The organism is Pirellulales bacterium, from assembly GCA_019636335.1.
GTDB lineage: Bacteria > Planctomycetota > Planctomycetia > Pirellulales > JAEUIK01 > JAHBXR01.
Genome location: JAHBXR010000047.1, coordinates 1 through 14,671 on the forward strand (window position 1 = coordinate 1; position 14,671 = coordinate 14,671).

Here is a 14,671-nt window from a genome sequence, read left to right on the forward strand (position 1 = left end):
GTGAGAATCTACTAGAAATCTCTACACAGGCTGGCAGCCTGTGCCACTTGTCTTCCTTTTCAGTTTTACTCTTATGCTGCTCTTGATGCTCTTCCACGGTTACAACAGCGGCTGCTGGTTGTTACTTGTCTGATGAGCTGAAATCGCCGGTGGCGACGACTTCCTTGTCGTCGAGCCGGATGCGGATTTCGTCCTCGATATTCTCGACTTCGTTCTTCCCCTTCACCATCCAGGCCACGAGCTGGTTGTCGGTGATGCGGAGCACGCCGCTCGTCTTCGAGCCGACCTGCAGTTGAATGCTCAGGCCGTCGAACTCGATGCGCTTCTGGTGCTTGCCCGAGAGATCGAAGTTGAAGAAGAAGACGAAGGCGTCGCGTTCTCCCCGGTGGACGTAGGCCCGCATGTCCTGGCTGTAGGTCACGCTGGGCTGGAAGCCGGCCTGGGCGAGACGCTCGGCGAACTTGCCCTCGGCGAACATGTTTTGCTTATCGTAGACGACCTTGCCGTCGCGCCGTTTGACGGCGGCTTCAACCGCCTCTTTCAGCAGCGTGCAAGGCTCCCAACGCAGGTTCACCTCGGGCAGGTCGCCGGAGATGAACAGCCGGCCGCCGGCTTCGATGAACTCGGCCAGACGCTGCTGCTCCGGATCATCCATGTAGAAGGCGCTGTGGATCGCCACCCCCTTCGAGGCGTGAAGCTGCGCCGGCGTGGCCGCTTCCAACTCGTACATGGCAAAGCCGTAGCCAGCCGCTTGCAGCGAACTCGAGAAGGCCTCGAAGCCCTGGTGCCCGCAGCGGGGAATGCCTTTGTCCTCGAGCCCCCAATAACGCTCGTCCGGCACCCACGACGAGACCGCCGCGTACGGAGCGTAGAGCAGATAGGCACAGTCGGCCGCCACGTCGCACGACAGCAGCGCGCTCCCATGCTCGGCGAACCAGCGGTTCATCATCGTGGCCGTTTGCCACATGGGACGGAAGTTGCCGTGCTCGTCGATCGGCGCATGCGAGGGGAACGTGGGGCACTGGAGCTTGGTGATGCGATCGAGCGTTTCGTCCCAGTAGGCGGTGCCCACGCCGACGAAGATGTCGTAGCCCGTGGCCCCCGCGGCCACCGAGGCGAGCGTCTGGAAGAAGGGCACGAGCGGATAACGCGACTTGGCGTCGTACAACGTGCCGAAGCCCCAGTTCTCTTCCATGTTGATGCCGCGGGCGCGGCGCGCCGTGTTCACGTAGCGATCGAACACGTCGCGATCGTACGAGGCCACGCCCAGCCAGCTAATCATGCCGTATTCGTAGGCATCGGCGTCCTGCTCGATGCGGTTCATCGCGAACCACCACTCGGAATAAAGGGGCCGGTAGTCCGCTGGGATCGTTTCGGCCGCCCCCTCTTTCAAATCGGGCACGTTCTCTTCGATCGGCGGCGTGATGCCGGCGTAGTTCGTCAGATAAGGCAGGTGCGAGATGCCGAGGTACTTCTCGTAACGCACGTAAATATCACGGCGCAACCGCCACTGGTACTCGGCCCAGTCGACGTAGCGCAGCAGATCCTCGCGGCGGCGCGGGCCTGGCGCTTCGGCGGTCGAAACGGTGTTCGCCTTGGCCGGCTGGTAGCTGAGGTTCTTCGGCGCCGCGTCGTCGGCCAATTCCAGACGCGGACCCGGCACGAAATCGAACGCCGGATACTCGGTGCCGTGCAGGCGGTTGTAGGTGGCGATGTCGCCGTACCGCTCGGTCACCAACTGCTGATAGTAACGCATGCCCGAGGGCTCGTAGCCGATGTGCCACGGCGGATCGTTCGACATGCAATAAATGGTCTCGTCGTTCAACTGCAGGCCGATGCAAGGGCCTTCCTGCGAGCAGTAGGGCGTGATGACCTTGCCCACCGCACCCAAGAACTCTTTCACCAGGCTGTCGAACTCTTCGCTGAGCGGCGCGGGCAGGATGCTGTTGTCGTAGGTCCAGCGATTCGGCCGCCCGTGGTGGCGCCGCGCCGCCGGCATGCCGGGATTGAACAGCGGGCAGACCAGGTCGGGCAGCCCGCCCACGTTCAACTCCGAGTGAACGAACGGCCCCGGCTTGACGATCATCAACAGGTCGAGCTCTTTCACCAGCTTGAGAAAGCCGATCAGATCGCGGCTGTCTTTCGTCTGGCCCTCGAAATCGAGCCAGTACTTGCCCTCGGTACACTGCAGGTGATGGCGCCAGGGGGTGTAGAACGTGATCAGTTCCACGCCCCCGTCGCGCAGCTTCTCGAGGCGGTCGCGCCAGTTGTCGCGGGCATCGCGGTAGTACTGATAGTCGCTGGCGATGGCAAACCACGGCGCGCCATCTTTCCAGTAGCGGCCGTCTTGGTAGGTGTACTTGCTCATGGGGCGGTAACCGCAGTCTCCAAGAATAAATGATTTCCACGGGCGACCAGATCGCGGCGCGCGGAGAGCGCGGCCAGCAGCGCGACCTTGACGCGCGAGCCCGCCGGACGTCCCGAGACGGCATCCAAGAGACGCACGTCGTACTTGCCGGCCCAGCGTTCGTAATAGAATGCCCAATAGGGATAGGCGATGGTCTCGGAGCGAACGAGCTCGAGTCGATGTCCCTTGCCGCGCCAGCGCCGGCGGCTGGCGCAAAAGGCGCGCGCTTGCCGGCGGGCCAGTTCTTCTGCCTCGACGACATCGAGTCGTGGCGCGAACTGTTCGCCGAGCGGCACAGGCTCCCATTCGATGCCGGCCAGATCGTGCAGCTCGACAATCGGCTCGTGCCCTCCCACGAGCGCCGAGAGCTTGAGGGAATGCTGTTCGAGGTCTACGGCGAATTCGACGAGATAGTAGGGGAGCGAAACGAGCTCGAGCCGCGCCATGGCCGCCGGCTTCGCCGCGCCGAACAACCAGCGCGCGAGGCTCCCACGCCGGGCTCGCTCGAGCCGGGCGCGGGCAGTGTCGCGATCGATCGTGGGCCGCAGTCGTTGCAAGAGAGGCTTCGTGCTTTCTGAGAGGCTCTATTTCGAGACGCCGTCGGACGGCGTCTCCTGGCGAACGATCGGCTTGCGGAGCCGCGCGCCGATCCAAAGCATGAGCAGCCCCACGCCGAGCGTCGCCAGCCCCGCCCCCAGGTTCACGATCATGGCGTGCGTGTGGCCGAGCGTCCAATAGGTGCCGATCACAACCAGCACGCCCAGCACGCAAAAAAAGATCCCCAGCACAGACAGCGTGCCGGCGTCGCGGCGTCGCAGTTCGGCAAGCCTGTGTTCTTGCATCGACGGCAGCTCCCAGGATTCGCTTGCGCCCGCTGGCTTACAACCACCAGTAGACGGCTATGTAGGGCAGGATGACCAGTAAGGCCCAGATGCGGAGATCGCGCCAGCGGGCACGATCGGGCGCGCCCAAGTAGATGTAATCCTTCTTGAGCGACAGGATGAACACCGCGGCCAGCACGAACAGCCCCACGGCACAAAAGCGTCCGGCCGAGGGGGGCAGACTGTCGATCCAACGGTCGAGCGGCTCGTGCCAGGCGCGCAGTGGCGGGCCAAACGTCGCACGCACCCAATCGTAAAAGTTGTTCCAGGCTTCGTTCATGGGGCACCTGTCTGACGGTCGCCGGTGGCCTGTTCCCGCAGCAGGGCCTGCGTGTCGGCGTCGCGCAGCACCTGTCCGAACACCAGGCCGCGCAGCTTCTCGGGGGACTCCGGACGCGTCAGCAAACTGACGACAACCGTGACCACCAGCGAGAACAAGAACGTCCACACGGAGACGAACAGAAAGGGTTGGTCCGAGGGAAAGACCGCATCGCCCAGGATGTTCAACAGCCCCGCCAGCAACACCCCCGACACCAGGCCGGCCAGCGCCCCCCAGCCGGTGGCGCGCGGCCAGAGGATGCCCAGCAGCAGAATGACCAGCGTCGGCCCCTGGAACAGTGAAAACATCGTTTGAATGGCGACGTAGATCGTGTCGAACCATTCTTTAATCTGCGGCGAGATGAGTCCTGCGCAGACGATCAACAGGGCGGTCAACGCGCGGCCGAGCCACAGGCCGTGCGCGTCGGACATGGGGTGCCCCGTCGCTCGCTTCCAAACGCGGGCATGGATGTCTGCAATGTAAACCGTGCTGGCCGAGTTCAAGTAGGAGTCGATATTCGACATCAGCGCGGCAAAAAAGGCGGCGAACATCAGCCCGGTGAGCCCGGGGGGCATCAGCTCGCGGATCATCGTTGGCACGGCGCCGTCGGGATTCTCCAGGTTGGGGTGGATCGCGCGGGCCGCGAGCCCCGGCACGAACATCAACAGCGGGATGCAGAGCTTGAGCAACCCGGCCACGACCATGCCTGCCTTGGCGTCCCACTCCGACCGAGCGCCGAGCACGCGCTGCACGATCACCTGGTTGCCCACGAAGTAGGCGCTGGAGAGAACCAGCCCCAGGCCGAAGACGATGCCCGTCCAGGGATAGGGAGTATCGGCCGAGTGGGGAAGCAGCAGCGTGAAATGGTGCTGCGTCTCCGGCCCCTGGGCGAGAATCGCTTCGGTCATCCCCTGCCAGCCCCCCGCTTCCCACACGCTGAGCACGAGCAGCGCCGCGGCGCCGATGAACATGACCAGGAGTTGGATCACGTCGGTCATCACAACCGCCGTCAAACCGCCGGACACGGTATAGACCCCCACGACAACCGCCATGAGGATGATCGACCATTCCTCGCGCCAGCCCATCAACTCTTGCAGAAAGACGCTCGAAGCACGAAACATGATGGCGATCATCATGAGCATGAAGACGAGCCAGATCGCGACCTGAATCATCCGCACGGCGTTGTTGTAGCGCCGGCCGAGAAACTCGGGAATCGTAAAGACCCCGGCTCGCCAGTAGTAGGGCACGAAAATGAACGCGGCAACGACCGTGGCCGGCATCGAGCCGAGCCAGTCGAAATTCGCCTGCGAGACGCCATAACGGTAAGCCCCCCCCGAGCCGGAGATCATGTCGGTGGCGCCGATATCGCTGGCCACGACCGAGATGCCGATGGCCCAGAAGGGGAGTGCCCGGCCGCCCAGGAAAAAATCGCCGGCCGTGTCGATGTAGCGGCTGAAATAGATACCGATCGCCATCACGCCCAGCAGGTAGGTGGCGATGATGATGTAGTCGATCGGCAGTAGATTCGTGGGGGAGTCCACAGCGCGGGCATACTCGAGGCGGGAGCGGAATCCGAAGCGAGCCCATCGGTGACGGGCCGCGCCCAGGGGGGCAGACCCAGGATGGTATCACGCAAGGCCGCGATGTCCAACCGGCTGGCGTCGCGGTTTGCCTCGGAACTTGCGCCAAAGGAACAGATGCGGCTTCACTGGGCGGCTCAGTACGGGTGCTGAGCCGCGTAGAAGAGCCCAAGCGGAGTTTTCATTCTCGCTCAAAGGCGCGGAACTGCGGAGAGATACTCTGGCAACAGGAGCTATAACCGCAAGTCCCGGTCTATCGCCCGTCCACTCCAAGTTGATCTACTTAACCCTGTCGCTTGACCATCGCCTCGACCCAGACGGGCACGTAGGGCGGGATGCAGCCCTTCGATACTGGCCAGTCGCGGTAGAGGCCGATCTTTTCGCCGATGGCGACGGCACGCTGGCGGAGCTTCGGGTGATGGATGCCGATCGCGCCCAGCGTGTTGTTCATCGTCCACTGCACCTCGGGGGGCGCCTTGGGCATCTCTCGCTCGAGGCGGTCGAGTAGCGCCGCCGGGTCGAGGCCGTCGCTGGCTCCCTTGTTCACGCGGCTGGCCGTGAGGTTCCAACCTGCTCGCGCGGCCCAGCGATCTTTGGCCTTCATCCACTTCTCGCGCAGCGAGTCTTTCTCGGGATGCTGTGCAACGACGTAGGCGTTCAGCCAGTCGGCCACCTGCGCGCAGGTGGTCGATCGCGTCAGCTTGTCGAGCTCGCCCGGGGTGAGCGACTTGGGCTTGATGATGAGCGTGGCCAGGAGCTGCGCCTCGACATTGCCCGTGTCCCAAAGCCGCAGCGCGAGCGCGTGATCGGTCTTGATCCCCTTGGCGATCTCGCGGATGTCGCCCAGCTTCACGCCGAACTGGTTGTCGGGCGCGCCGGCCTTGGCGTTGTGCTTACGCCGCGCATCGTCGCCGAGGGATTTTAGTTGGGCGAGGATTTCTTTGACGCTCATCCCCGCGATTATACGCGCGCCAGGAGGCAATCCAACCAAATCCGTCGTTGCCCTCGGTGCCACGCAGACTTCCTCCGCATCTCTTCCCTCCGCGTCTCCGCCTGAGCTCTTTCCGGCCTCTCGTTCCATTCCAGCCGCGCGGTTGGATTGCTGCCCTTATTGAGACAGCAAGAACAACAAATCTCGCCCCAAAACTCACTGGGATCCAACCGCCCGGTTGGATGTAGAATTCAAGCGCATCGGCACCAGAACCCCGCCACCGAGTGACGTATCACCGTGCCGCCACGGCGTTTCTCCCCCGTGCAAAAAAATCTGCCATCCAAGCCGTGGCTGCACAGGCCGAAAATCACCCCACCAAAACGCGCCGATCTCAAATGACCATCTTGAGATCTCGCGCCTTTTCGGCCGCCCCGATTTGGCGGCAATCCCAGCGTCGGCACAACAAGCCCCAAGTGACGCACGGAAAAACGTCACTGCCGAACGTCACCGCGACTAACGGCGGATCGTCTCGCGGCCGGGGAGCGGGCCGTCGAAGAAGATCGGCTCGCGGCGGTCGTAGCCCTCGATCGCCAGCGAGGGCTTTTGGCGAATCGTGGTCTGCGGAGGGGCGGCCGTGTCGCGGCTCCACTCGAGCAAGACCTGGCGATCGGGCTGGCCGGCCGGCGCCGTGGGCGAGTTCGGCGCGAGGGCGCCACCTGCAGTACGCGGCGCTGCTGAAGGCTGCGGTGCCGAAGCGGCGGCATTCGCCAACGGAGCCGACGTCGGCGTGGCGGGTGTACGCGAATAGACGCTGCCGCGCGAGGCGCTATTCGCAGCCAGCGTCGCCGCTGGCGCGGCGGGCGCCGGCGGCGGGGTGAACGGCGCCGCGTTCTGTGGCGGCAAGGCCGTGGGCGTCGTCGGCACGATGACCGTCGGCGGAGCGGGGTCTCCGGCCATGTCCGCCACCTTCGGGCGAGCGCCCCTGCCGGGCGTCGCGCGGCGCAGGGGCGAAAGCTTGCCGAGCAACTCGGCGAGGCGTCCCTGGCTCTGACCGCGCACGACCACTTCCTCGGTCACGCCGCTCGTGGCGACGGCGTTCACGCTGGGCTGGCCGTTCGCCGCGGCGATCGTGGTGGGCTGAATGTCCGGACTCCCCTGGCGGACCCAATCGAGCCAGCTTTCTTGCAGCGTGGCGAGGTTCTGATAACCGTAATGCTTTTCGGTCGTGGCGGTCCAATTGCCCGAGTCGAGACCATCCCCCACGTACTCCATGAACTTGCGCTGGCCCCCCTGCGCGATGAGATACCGCGCGAGCGAATAGCCCTGCGAGTACAGCGGCATGATGTCCTGGGGATACTCTTTCATCTGGTACATGGTGCTGAAGGGGATGCCGCGGCCCGTCTGCAGGAAGCGGACGAGCATCTTCTGCTGCTTCAAGCGCTCGCTGGCATGCTCGACCGTGGTGCAGGCCCCTTCGTCGGCCCAGCGCGGCAGCGGTTGGCGGAAGTGGCTGGCAAAGATCGTGTGCGTCACCTCGTGGGGGAGCACCGAGTCGAGAATGCGCTCCTCGGAACCTTGGATCTCCATGCGCCAGCCGAAGACCTCGCCACGATCGAAGAGAAAGCTGGTGGCGCCGCCGGCGCCGATGTTCTCTCCGACCTGCAGCGTGATGGGGCACGGCTGCGACCAGTTCGGCAGCGCCTTGCCTAGCCAATGGACGGCCAGGTCGCGACGATACTCCTCGGCGGTCTTGCCCACTTGTTCGGCAAAACGCTGGGTGGGCGCCGTCACGACGAAGTTCGGCGTACGATAGCTGGCCCCCAGCGAGAAGAGCGCGACCACGACGAGCGCGCTGCGAATGATGCGAGCGTCCATGCTCCCAGGTTCTCCAGGCGAGAATCGCTTGTTGGCGCGTGCGCGCCGACCATCGCATCCGTGCGACAGCCACCTGCCATGACTCGCTATGCAAACCGCACGCCGAAGTTCGAAAACGCTCGCCAGCGTTGCGCCGGCAAAACGCTCAAACCCTTGAGCCACAACAGGTCTACAACTCCTCGGCATCGCGGCGGGCGCCGCAAAGTCGGGCCCGAGGATTTGTAAAGGTTGCCAAACGTACTCCGCCTGCGCGGATCGACCTAGACCGGTTTCGGCGATTCGCGAGGAAATGGCGGCATTTCACCAACACGACGCTAGCACGCCGCGACAGCAGGCCGGTTTCACTCGCTGCTCGCCGCGCCGCGGATGAGCTGCTCGACCAGTCCGACATTGGCCGGCGGAAAGCGATAGCTCGCCAGTTCAGACGCCGCGACCCAGCGAAACCGCTCGGGCACGGGCGCCGGCACACCTTGCGTCTGGCAGGCAAAGAAGTGCAATCGCAGGTGACCATGCTCGTAGGCGTGATCGACGAGCGCGTGCAGCTTGCCCACCGAGACGGCGAGCCCTGTCTCCTCAAGACATTCGCGCGCGGCGGCCTGGGCGGGCGTTTCGTCGTCGCGCACCTTGCCGCCGGGAAATTCCCAGTAGCCGGCCAGCGGCACGCCCGGTTCGCGCAGCCCGATGAGATATCGTCCTTCGTGCTCGACGACGGCGACGGCGATGGTGACCTGACCCGGCATCGGCTTACGTGGTCGACTTGTACTTGTCGACCAGCCGTCCCGGCGAGCCCATGATGTTGTAGCCGCCGTCGACGTGCAGGATCTCGCCCGTGATGCCGTTGCCGAAATCGGACAGCAGGAACCCGGCCGAGCGACCGACTTCGCCCACGGTGACGTTACGGCCGAGCGGCGCCATGGCGGAATAGAGGCTGAGCATATCGTCCACGCCGGCGGCACTGCCAGCCAGCGTGCGGATCGGGCCAGCACTGATCGCGTTCACACGAATGCCGCGTGGCCCCAGATCGTAAGCCAGATACTTCACGACGGAGTCGAGCGCCGCCTTGCAGACCCCCATCACGTTGTAGCCGGGCACGGCCTTTTCGCCGCCGAAGTAGGTCATCGTGACGATGCTCGCGCCGTCGTTCAGCACCGGCGCGGCGGCGCGGCACACGGCGATCAGGCTGTAGGCGCTGATCTCCATGGCCAGCTTGAAACCGTCGCGGCTGCAGTTGATCGTATCGACCTTGAGGTCTTCGAGCTTGGCGTAGGCCACCGAGTGGACCAGGAAATCGAGCTGGCCGAATTCGGCGCTCGCCTTGGCCATCACTTCGTCGAGCTGCGCGTCGTTGTTCACGTCGAGCGGCACGAGGAACTTGGCATTCGCCTCGGCATCAGTGAGCTGCGACACACGATGGCGATTGCGTTTGCGGGCATCGTCTTCGCGATCGGGCAGGTGCGTAAAGCCGCAGACCGCCCCTTCGGCCATGACAAACTTCGCGATCGACCAGGCGATCGAACGGTCGTTGGCGACCCCGATCACCAGACCTTTTTTACCTTCGAGAAGACCCATCCTGCCGTCCTCCTGCGCTAAGACCAGGGCAAAGCAGCGGCCGAACGGCCCAGCGTCGATGCCACCGAGAAGTGGGAAAGATACCCCGCGGGACGTTACGACTCAACCAGACCTGCGCTTAACAGACCAGGGATGGCGAAAACCGATCCGAAACAAATCCAAACGGGAGGTGTTGCATATTTTGGACACACAGCTACCATTTAAGTAGTCATATTGACTATTCGGCGTCGATCGTCGGCCGTGTTGCGTTCGACCACCCTTGAATGCGCCGTAAAGATCAATTTATGAAATGGTTACAGCACTCTGATGCAGCCGATTTTGGGCCCGAATCGGCCCCCGAACTGGCTCGTCTGTTGGCCGAGATCGCCGTCCCTTCCGCCGATGCCGCGGACGAAGGGGCCTTTCTCGCCCCTGTGATGCCACAAATTCGCGACACTTTTCGAGCCCAGTATGTCTGTGTCGCGACACGGCAGCCGACCGGCTGGTCTTTTGTGGCCGACGCTGGACAGCACGTTGCCCTGCCAACGGACCTGTTGGCCGAAGCCTTGGACCGCGAGGCGACCGGCTGGCGTGGCAATTGGGTGGCCGCCCCGACGGCACATCCTGCCGCGGCAGGATGCGTTTTGGCGGTCCATTTCGCCAGCGAACGTGCGGCCCAAATGGCCCACAAGGCCGTGACCTGGTTCGCCCAGGCGCTGGGGCGAGTGCTCGCCGACGGGCGTGTGCGCCGTCGCGAGCAACGCCGCATTCGGCGGCTCGAAGCGATCCTTGAAATCGCCGGCCGTTGGAACGAGGCCCACGAAACCGAAGCCCTGCTTGTCGACATGGCCGAGGCGGCCACGCGGCTGTTGCGCGCCGACCGCGCCAGCATCTTTCTCTGGGATCGCTCGAACCACACGCTCGTCGCGCGGCCCGCGCTGGGGGTCGCTGGTGGCGAGCTGCGCGTGCCAGACGATCGCGGCGTCGTGGGGCAGGTAGTGCAGCAGGGGGAGATCCGCCGTATCGATCTCTCGCGCGACCAGGAACAGATCGACCGGCAAGTCGATTCGCGACTCGGTTACCATACGCGCACGCTGTTGTGCGTGCCGATGCGCAGCCGTCGCGGCGAGACGATCGGAGCGTTCGAGGTGCTCAATCGCCTCGACGGAAACTTTACCCCAGAAGACGAGGAAGCGCTGGTCGATCTAGCCAGTCATGCCGCGGTGGCCCTGGAAAATACGCGCCAGCGCGAGCGTCTGATCGCCGCGCGGCGCCGCGTGACCGACGAGGCCGCCGCCGGCGTGCGCCTCATCGGGCTCTGCCCCGCGATCGAGGCCTTGCGCTCGACGATCGGCCGCGTGGCCGATACCGATCTCGCCGTGCTGATCCTGGGCGAGAATGGCACGGGCAAAGAGGTCGTCGCCCGCTCGATTCACTACCTGAGCCGCCGCCGGGACGAGCCCTTCATCGCCGTCAACTGTGCCGCGCTGACCGAAACGCTGCTCGAAAGCGAGCTCTTCGGCCACGAAAAAGGGGCCTTTACCGATGCGCACGAAACGCGACGCGGCAAGTTCGAGCTGGCCAACGGCGGCACGCTGTTTCTCGACGAAATTGGCGATCTAAGCCTGGCCGGGCAGGCAAAGCTGCTCCGCGTGCTCGAGGAAAAAGTCATCGTGCGCGTGGGGGGCTCGCAGACGATTGCCACCGATGCCCGGGTCATCGCGGCCACGAATCAGGATCTGGCTGAAATGGTGCGGCAGCGCCGTTTTCGCGAGGATCTCTTCTACCGCCTGAACGTCGTCACGCTGGGCCTGCCGGCGCTCGCCGAGCGCGGCGACGATGTGCTGTTGCTGGCCGAGCACTTCCTCGAAGAGTTCTGCGTCCGGGCACGTCGTGCGCGTCCTCAATTCAGTGAAGCGGCACGACAAAAGCTGCTCGCGCACCGCTGGCCGGGCAACGTCCGCGAGTTGCGCAATCTGATGGAACGACTGGCCTACCTGGCGACTGGCGACACGATCGACGTGGCCGATCTGGCCTTCATCCTGTCGCCGCAGGGGCGCAACGTGGCGCTTGTGGACGAAGGCGTCAGCCTAGCGCAAGCGACCGACGCCTTCCAGGCCGAGTTCATTCGGGGTGCGATTGCCCGTTCGCGCGGCAACATGAGCGACGCCGCCAACGAACTGGGGCTGCACCGTTCGAACCTGTATCGCAAGATGCGCCAACTGGGCATGCCGACAAGCGGTCATTGAGGTCAGGGGGCAGGGATCGGTGGTCAGTGGCCTGAGGTCGCTTGTGGACGTGTTGGAACTGGCAGCAAAATTGGGCAAGCGGTGCGGTCTGCCTGCGGTGCGCTCCCGGCCCGGCAGACCGGGTAGACAGACCTTCGGCGACAACTCCTCTTGCCTACCAGCGCGGAGCCGTTACGATAGTCTTCTCTCGCCCTTCGACCGAGCGTCGGACAAGCGAGTCAATTGATCGCCCCCTTAGCTCAATTGGTCAGAGCATCTGACTCTTAATCAGAGGGTTCATGGTTCGAGTCCATGAGGGGGCACATTAAACCCTTGTAGCACAACGAGTTGTGACAAGGGTTTTTTCTTGCGCGCGTCAGGCATGACGCTGCGAACTGATCCGGCGGGGACTGGCCCGCGAACGGGCCTGGACATCCGCCATGAATGGTCGTGGCCCGTGGTGGAATGCCGGCGCAAGCCACATAAGCCATGCGGTCCCGACCCGTTACCTGCGCCAACTTGTCCTCGCGAGCCTTCTGGAGGAATCACGACGTCCGGCACGCTCCAATTGAGCCGCCGTATACGGAGCCGTACGTACGGTGGTGTGGGTGGACGGGGGCGGCAACGCCCCCTCCTACCCGATGTGGAGGTAGGATGACGGCATGGATGAGAATCCGTACGAAACGCCACAGATGGCGCCTGAAGCATTCAAGAAAGCGCCGCTGTGGGTGCGGATCGTCTCTGCTGCCCTGCTGACAATGTCGGCTCTCGTCTTTGTTTTTGTTGGACTCGGAGTTCTTGGTGCGATAGTAGCTCCCGAGAGCATCGGCCCCCAGGGAGTGGACTGGGTACAATTCATTCTTGGCGCACTTTGCTTCTCGTCAGTCGGCGTGGTCTTGCTCGCGATTGGCGTATTGATCCGCCTTATATGGCTTATATGGCGCAAGCACGCACCCCCATAGCCACACCGGCCACTAGTAGCACGCCAATCAGAAACTGCTTGCAACACCGTTCGCCCGCGGTATCCTCGTTCCCGGCGGCGTGTCCCGTCACACCGACACAAAGCCACCGGCCCGCCGGACGTATCCCTCCTAGCGGCCTCTTTTCTGTGCGGAGCTAATCATGTCGGCCATTCTGCGATTGCTCAAACAAGACGGCGTGACACCCAAGAAGCTGGCCGACCTCCAGTTCAGACCCAGCGACGGGGCGGGCGATTGGCGCAACCTGATTCCGCCGACGGTGCGTGATGCTTGGCCTGGCCTCAGTTGGACAAACTAGCACGGTCAATTGTCGGAGAAACACCATGGGGTACGATTTGGATAAAGCAATCCAGCATCTTCGAGCAAATGCAGAGCCTCCCTATGGTGTCGGCAAATGCGCAACTTATGTGCGGGAGGCGCTGGAAGCAGGTGGCTTGACAATTTCGCGCGAAGGGTCTGGCTCGGCGAAAGACTATGGCTCCCGTCTCTCGAAGGCAGGGTTTCTCGCTACGAAGGGCGATGCCGCAAAGCCATACCAAAAGGGTGATATTGCCGTAATCGATGGATTCTCGAAGGATGCCGCAAAGGGCGTCACAAAAGACTATCCGCATGGGCACATTGCAATGTACGACGGAACGCAGTGGATCTCAGATTTCAAACAGAGCGGTACAGAACCATATCCTGGTAGTAACTACGTAAAAGCGGGGCCGGCGATTGTGATCTACCGTTATCCTTAATGACCAGCTACCGCGACGCTGACTGCGAAGTAGATCACCATCGCAGCGGCTCGGATCTCAAACAGCAAGACGACCTTGAAGGGCGGCAGCACGAAGCAGGGACGCGGCCGCCGCGGTGCGAAGAACGGCACGGTGACTCTGAGCGATCTAATGGCCGCGAAGAAGCTCGCCGCCGGGATCGGCCTCGAGAAGACACAGAAAGCACTCGCAGCGCTGGCGAAATTAGCGGGCTAAGTCCGGCATCAGCGATCGAACTTAGAAGCCCCGCGTCTGGCCGATCGGCTGGGCGACGGGGCTTCTGTTTTGGGAGACGGATTGGATGATCCGATAAACTTTGTTTCGCACAATATTGTGTCCGCTCGGTGGAGCACAGGGTGGAGGGATTGCGAGGGCCGCTCGAGGTAGTTCAGTCGGCGTTTTGCGGCGTGGCGCTGGGGGACAGCAAACGCAGCAACTGCTCGCCGGTGATCTCAACCGAGACGGCGCTCGTCTGGGGGGGAGCAAGTCGCGTACGTTGCGAATGACCAGTCGTTCGCCTACAACGACGGCGATGGCGCGGCCGGTACACCTTCAGCACGACACCAACTCACCTTGGATAGGCTCTTAAACGCACACGTACGAAGCCGAGGTGAACCGCATCTCGCGGTTCCTCGACAATGACGTGAGTAACACGTTCAATTCGGGCGACACTGACATCACGGTCTACGAGTGGGACCACCGCAACCGGCTGACCAAGGTGACCGAGCGGGCCACCTTCAGCGGCGCGAACACGTTCATCGTCGGCTATCTCTACGACGCTTTCGATCGCCGCACGGGGAAGAACGTCGACACCGACGGCAACGGGACCGACAACTATCGCGAGCGCTACATCTACGACGGCGACGACGTGATTCTCGACTTCCTCGACGCCGACGCCGGTACCGCCAACTACACGGTCGCCAAGCGCTACCTGCATGGCCCGGCCGTGGACCAGCTCCTGGCCGAGGAGGATGGCTCGGTCACGATCACCGCCGCCGACCGCGTTGGTTTACGGCAAGTCTTAGCAGCCCGAGGCCGGCTCGCTCGTGCGTTCGGATCGAAGCCGTAAGCAATATCCACTTTTTGTGGGAAAGTTCACTTTGCAAGCCGGTGGCATTGGCGACCGCCTCGCGTTTTCGAGGGTGAGCGCTGGCATTATCGATTCTG

The 14,671-nt window shown here is 63.4% G+C and carries 15 protein-coding genes and 1 tRNA gene; 7 read left to right on the forward strand and 9 right to left on the reverse strand.

The genetic code is table 11. The features are described from left to right. Nucleotides 1-121: 121 nt before the first annotated feature. The 9 genes from KF708_24485 to KF708_24525 all read right to left on the reverse strand — a co-directional run bounded on the left by KF708_24485 (nt 122) and on the right by KF708_24525 (nt 9,562). Nucleotides 122-2,368 (reverse strand): beta-galactosidase, encoded by a 2,247-nt coding sequence (locus KF708_24485; GenBank protein MBX3415863.1) that lies wholly within the window; start codon nt 2,366-2,368, stop codon nt 122-124. Continuing rightward, a complete protein-coding gene (locus tag KF708_24490) occupies nt 2,365-2,964 on the reverse strand; it encodes a hypothetical protein (GenBank protein MBX3415864.1) in 600 nt (199 codons plus the stop codon). Before KF708_24490 ends, KF708_24485 begins: the two co-directional genes overlap by 4 nt. Nucleotides 2,965-2,991: 27 nt before the next feature. Further along, a complete protein-coding gene (locus KF708_24495; protein MBX3415865.1) occupies nt 2,992-3,249 on the reverse strand; it encodes a hypothetical protein in 258 nt (85 codons plus the stop codon). Nucleotides 3,250-3,286: 37 nt separating this feature from the next. After that, entirely contained in the window at nt 3,287-3,568 is a 282-nt protein-coding gene (locus KF708_24500; GenBank protein MBX3415866.1) for a hypothetical protein, read from the reverse strand. Next, nucleotides 3,565-5,148: a sodium/solute symporter gene (locus tag KF708_24505; GenBank protein ID MBX3415867.1), complete on the reverse strand. Its 1,584-nt coding sequence runs from the start codon at nt 5,146-5,148 to the stop codon at nt 3,565-3,567. The genes KF708_24500 and KF708_24505 overlap by 4 nt, the downstream gene beginning before the upstream one ends. 322 nt (nt 5,149-5,470) lie before the next feature. Beyond that, entirely contained in the window at nt 5,471-6,139 is a 669-nt protein-coding gene (locus tag KF708_24510; GenBank protein MBX3415868.1) for a DNA alkylation repair protein, read from the reverse strand. 492 nt (nt 6,140-6,631) lie between these two features. Beyond that, nucleotides 6,632-7,993, reverse strand: coding sequence for a hypothetical protein (locus KF708_24515; protein MBX3415869.1), 1,362 nt, complete (start codon nt 7,991-7,993; stop codon nt 6,632-6,634). 341 nt (nt 7,994-8,334) lie between these two features. Continuing rightward, nucleotides 8,335-8,733, reverse strand: a complete 399-nt coding sequence (locus KF708_24520; protein MBX3415870.1) for a (deoxy)nucleoside triphosphate pyrophosphohydrolase — start codon at nt 8,731-8,733, stop codon at nt 8,335-8,337. A gap of 4 nt (nt 8,734-8,737) precedes the next feature. Then, nucleotides 8,738-9,562 carry an enoyl-ACP reductase gene (locus tag KF708_24525; protein ID MBX3415871.1) on the reverse strand — a complete coding sequence of 275 codons (825 nt, stop codon included), beginning with the start codon at nt 9,560-9,562 and terminating at the stop codon, nt 8,738-8,740. Between the two features lie 284 nt (nt 9,563-9,846). Between KF708_24525 and KF708_24530 the strand changes: the two genes are divergently transcribed. The 7 genes from KF708_24530 to KF708_24560 all read left to right on the forward strand — a co-directional run bounded on the left by KF708_24530 (nt 9,847) and on the right by KF708_24560 (nt 14,573). Next, on the forward strand, nt 9,847-11,790 hold the full coding sequence (locus KF708_24530; GenBank protein ID MBX3415872.1) for a sigma-54-dependent Fis family transcriptional regulator: 1,944 nt from the start codon (nt 9,847-9,849) through the stop codon (nt 11,788-11,790). 228 nt (nt 11,791-12,018) lie between these two features. Then, nucleotides 12,019-12,092 (forward strand) — tRNA-Lys (locus KF708_24535). 339 nt (nt 12,093-12,431) lie between these two features. Further along, nucleotides 12,432-12,731 (forward strand): hypothetical protein, encoded by a 300-nt coding sequence (locus KF708_24540; GenBank protein ID MBX3415873.1) that lies wholly within the window; start codon nt 12,432-12,434, stop codon nt 12,729-12,731. Nucleotides 12,732-12,891: 160 nt separating this feature from the next. After that, the gene (locus KF708_24545; GenBank protein MBX3415874.1) at nt 12,892-13,047 is read left to right on the forward strand and encodes a hypothetical protein; all 156 of its coding nucleotides are present in this window, start codon (nt 12,892-12,894) and stop codon (nt 13,045-13,047) included. Between the two features lie 25 nt (nt 13,048-13,072). Further along, nucleotides 13,073-13,486 carry a hypothetical protein gene (locus KF708_24550; GenBank protein ID MBX3415875.1) on the forward strand — a complete coding sequence of 138 codons (414 nt, stop codon included), beginning with the start codon at nt 13,073-13,075 and terminating at the stop codon, nt 13,484-13,486. A 75-nt stretch (nt 13,487-13,561) separates the two neighbouring features. Beyond that, complete coding sequence (locus KF708_24555; GenBank protein ID MBX3415876.1) at nt 13,562-13,720, forward strand: hypothetical protein; 159 nt, start codon at nt 13,562-13,564, stop codon at nt 13,718-13,720. Nucleotides 13,721-14,114: 394 nt separating this feature from the next. Then, nucleotides 14,115-14,573, forward strand: a complete 459-nt coding sequence (locus tag KF708_24560) for a hypothetical protein (GenBank protein MBX3415877.1) — start codon at nt 14,115-14,117, stop codon at nt 14,571-14,573. Nucleotides 14,574-14,671 lie beyond the last annotated feature (98 nt).

Bases quoted from the DNA above. Each gene is read 5' to 3' on its own strand.
- KF708_24485 (MBX3415863.1), bottom strand. From the start codon at position 2,368: ATGAGCAAGTACACCTACCAAGACGGCCGCTACTGGAAAGATGGCGCG.
- KF708_24495 (MBX3415865.1), bottom strand. From the start codon at position 3,249: ATGCAAGAACACAGGCTTGCCGAACTGCGACGCCGCGACGCCGGCACG.
- KF708_24500 (MBX3415866.1), bottom strand. From the start codon at position 3,568: ATGAACGAAGCCTGGAACAACTTTTACGATTGGGTGCGTGCGACGTTT.
- KF708_24510 (MBX3415868.1), bottom strand. From the start codon at position 6,139: ATGAGCGTCAAAGAAATCCTCGCCCAACTAAAATCCCTCGGCGACGAT.
- KF708_24515 (MBX3415869.1), bottom strand. From the start codon at position 7,993: ATGGACGCTCGCATCATTCGCAGCGCGCTCGTCGTGGTCGCGCTCTTC.
- KF708_24520 (MBX3415870.1), bottom strand. From the start codon at position 8,733: ATGCCGGGTCAGGTCACCATCGCCGTCGCCGTCGTCGAGCACGAAGGA.
- KF708_24525 (MBX3415871.1), bottom strand. From the start codon at position 9,562: ATGGGTCTTCTCGAAGGTAAAAAAGGTCTGGTGATCGGGGTCGCCAAC.
- KF708_24530 (MBX3415872.1), top strand. From the start codon at position 9,847: ATGAAATGGTTACAGCACTCTGATGCAGCCGATTTTGGGCCCGAATCG.
- KF708_24540 (MBX3415873.1), top strand. From the start codon at position 12,432: ATGGATGAGAATCCGTACGAAACGCCACAGATGGCGCCTGAAGCATTC.
- KF708_24545 (MBX3415874.1), top strand. From the start codon at position 12,892: ATGTCGGCCATTCTGCGATTGCTCAAACAAGACGGCGTGACACCCAAG.
- KF708_24550 (MBX3415875.1), top strand. From the start codon at position 13,073: ATGGGGTACGATTTGGATAAAGCAATCCAGCATCTTCGAGCAAATGCA.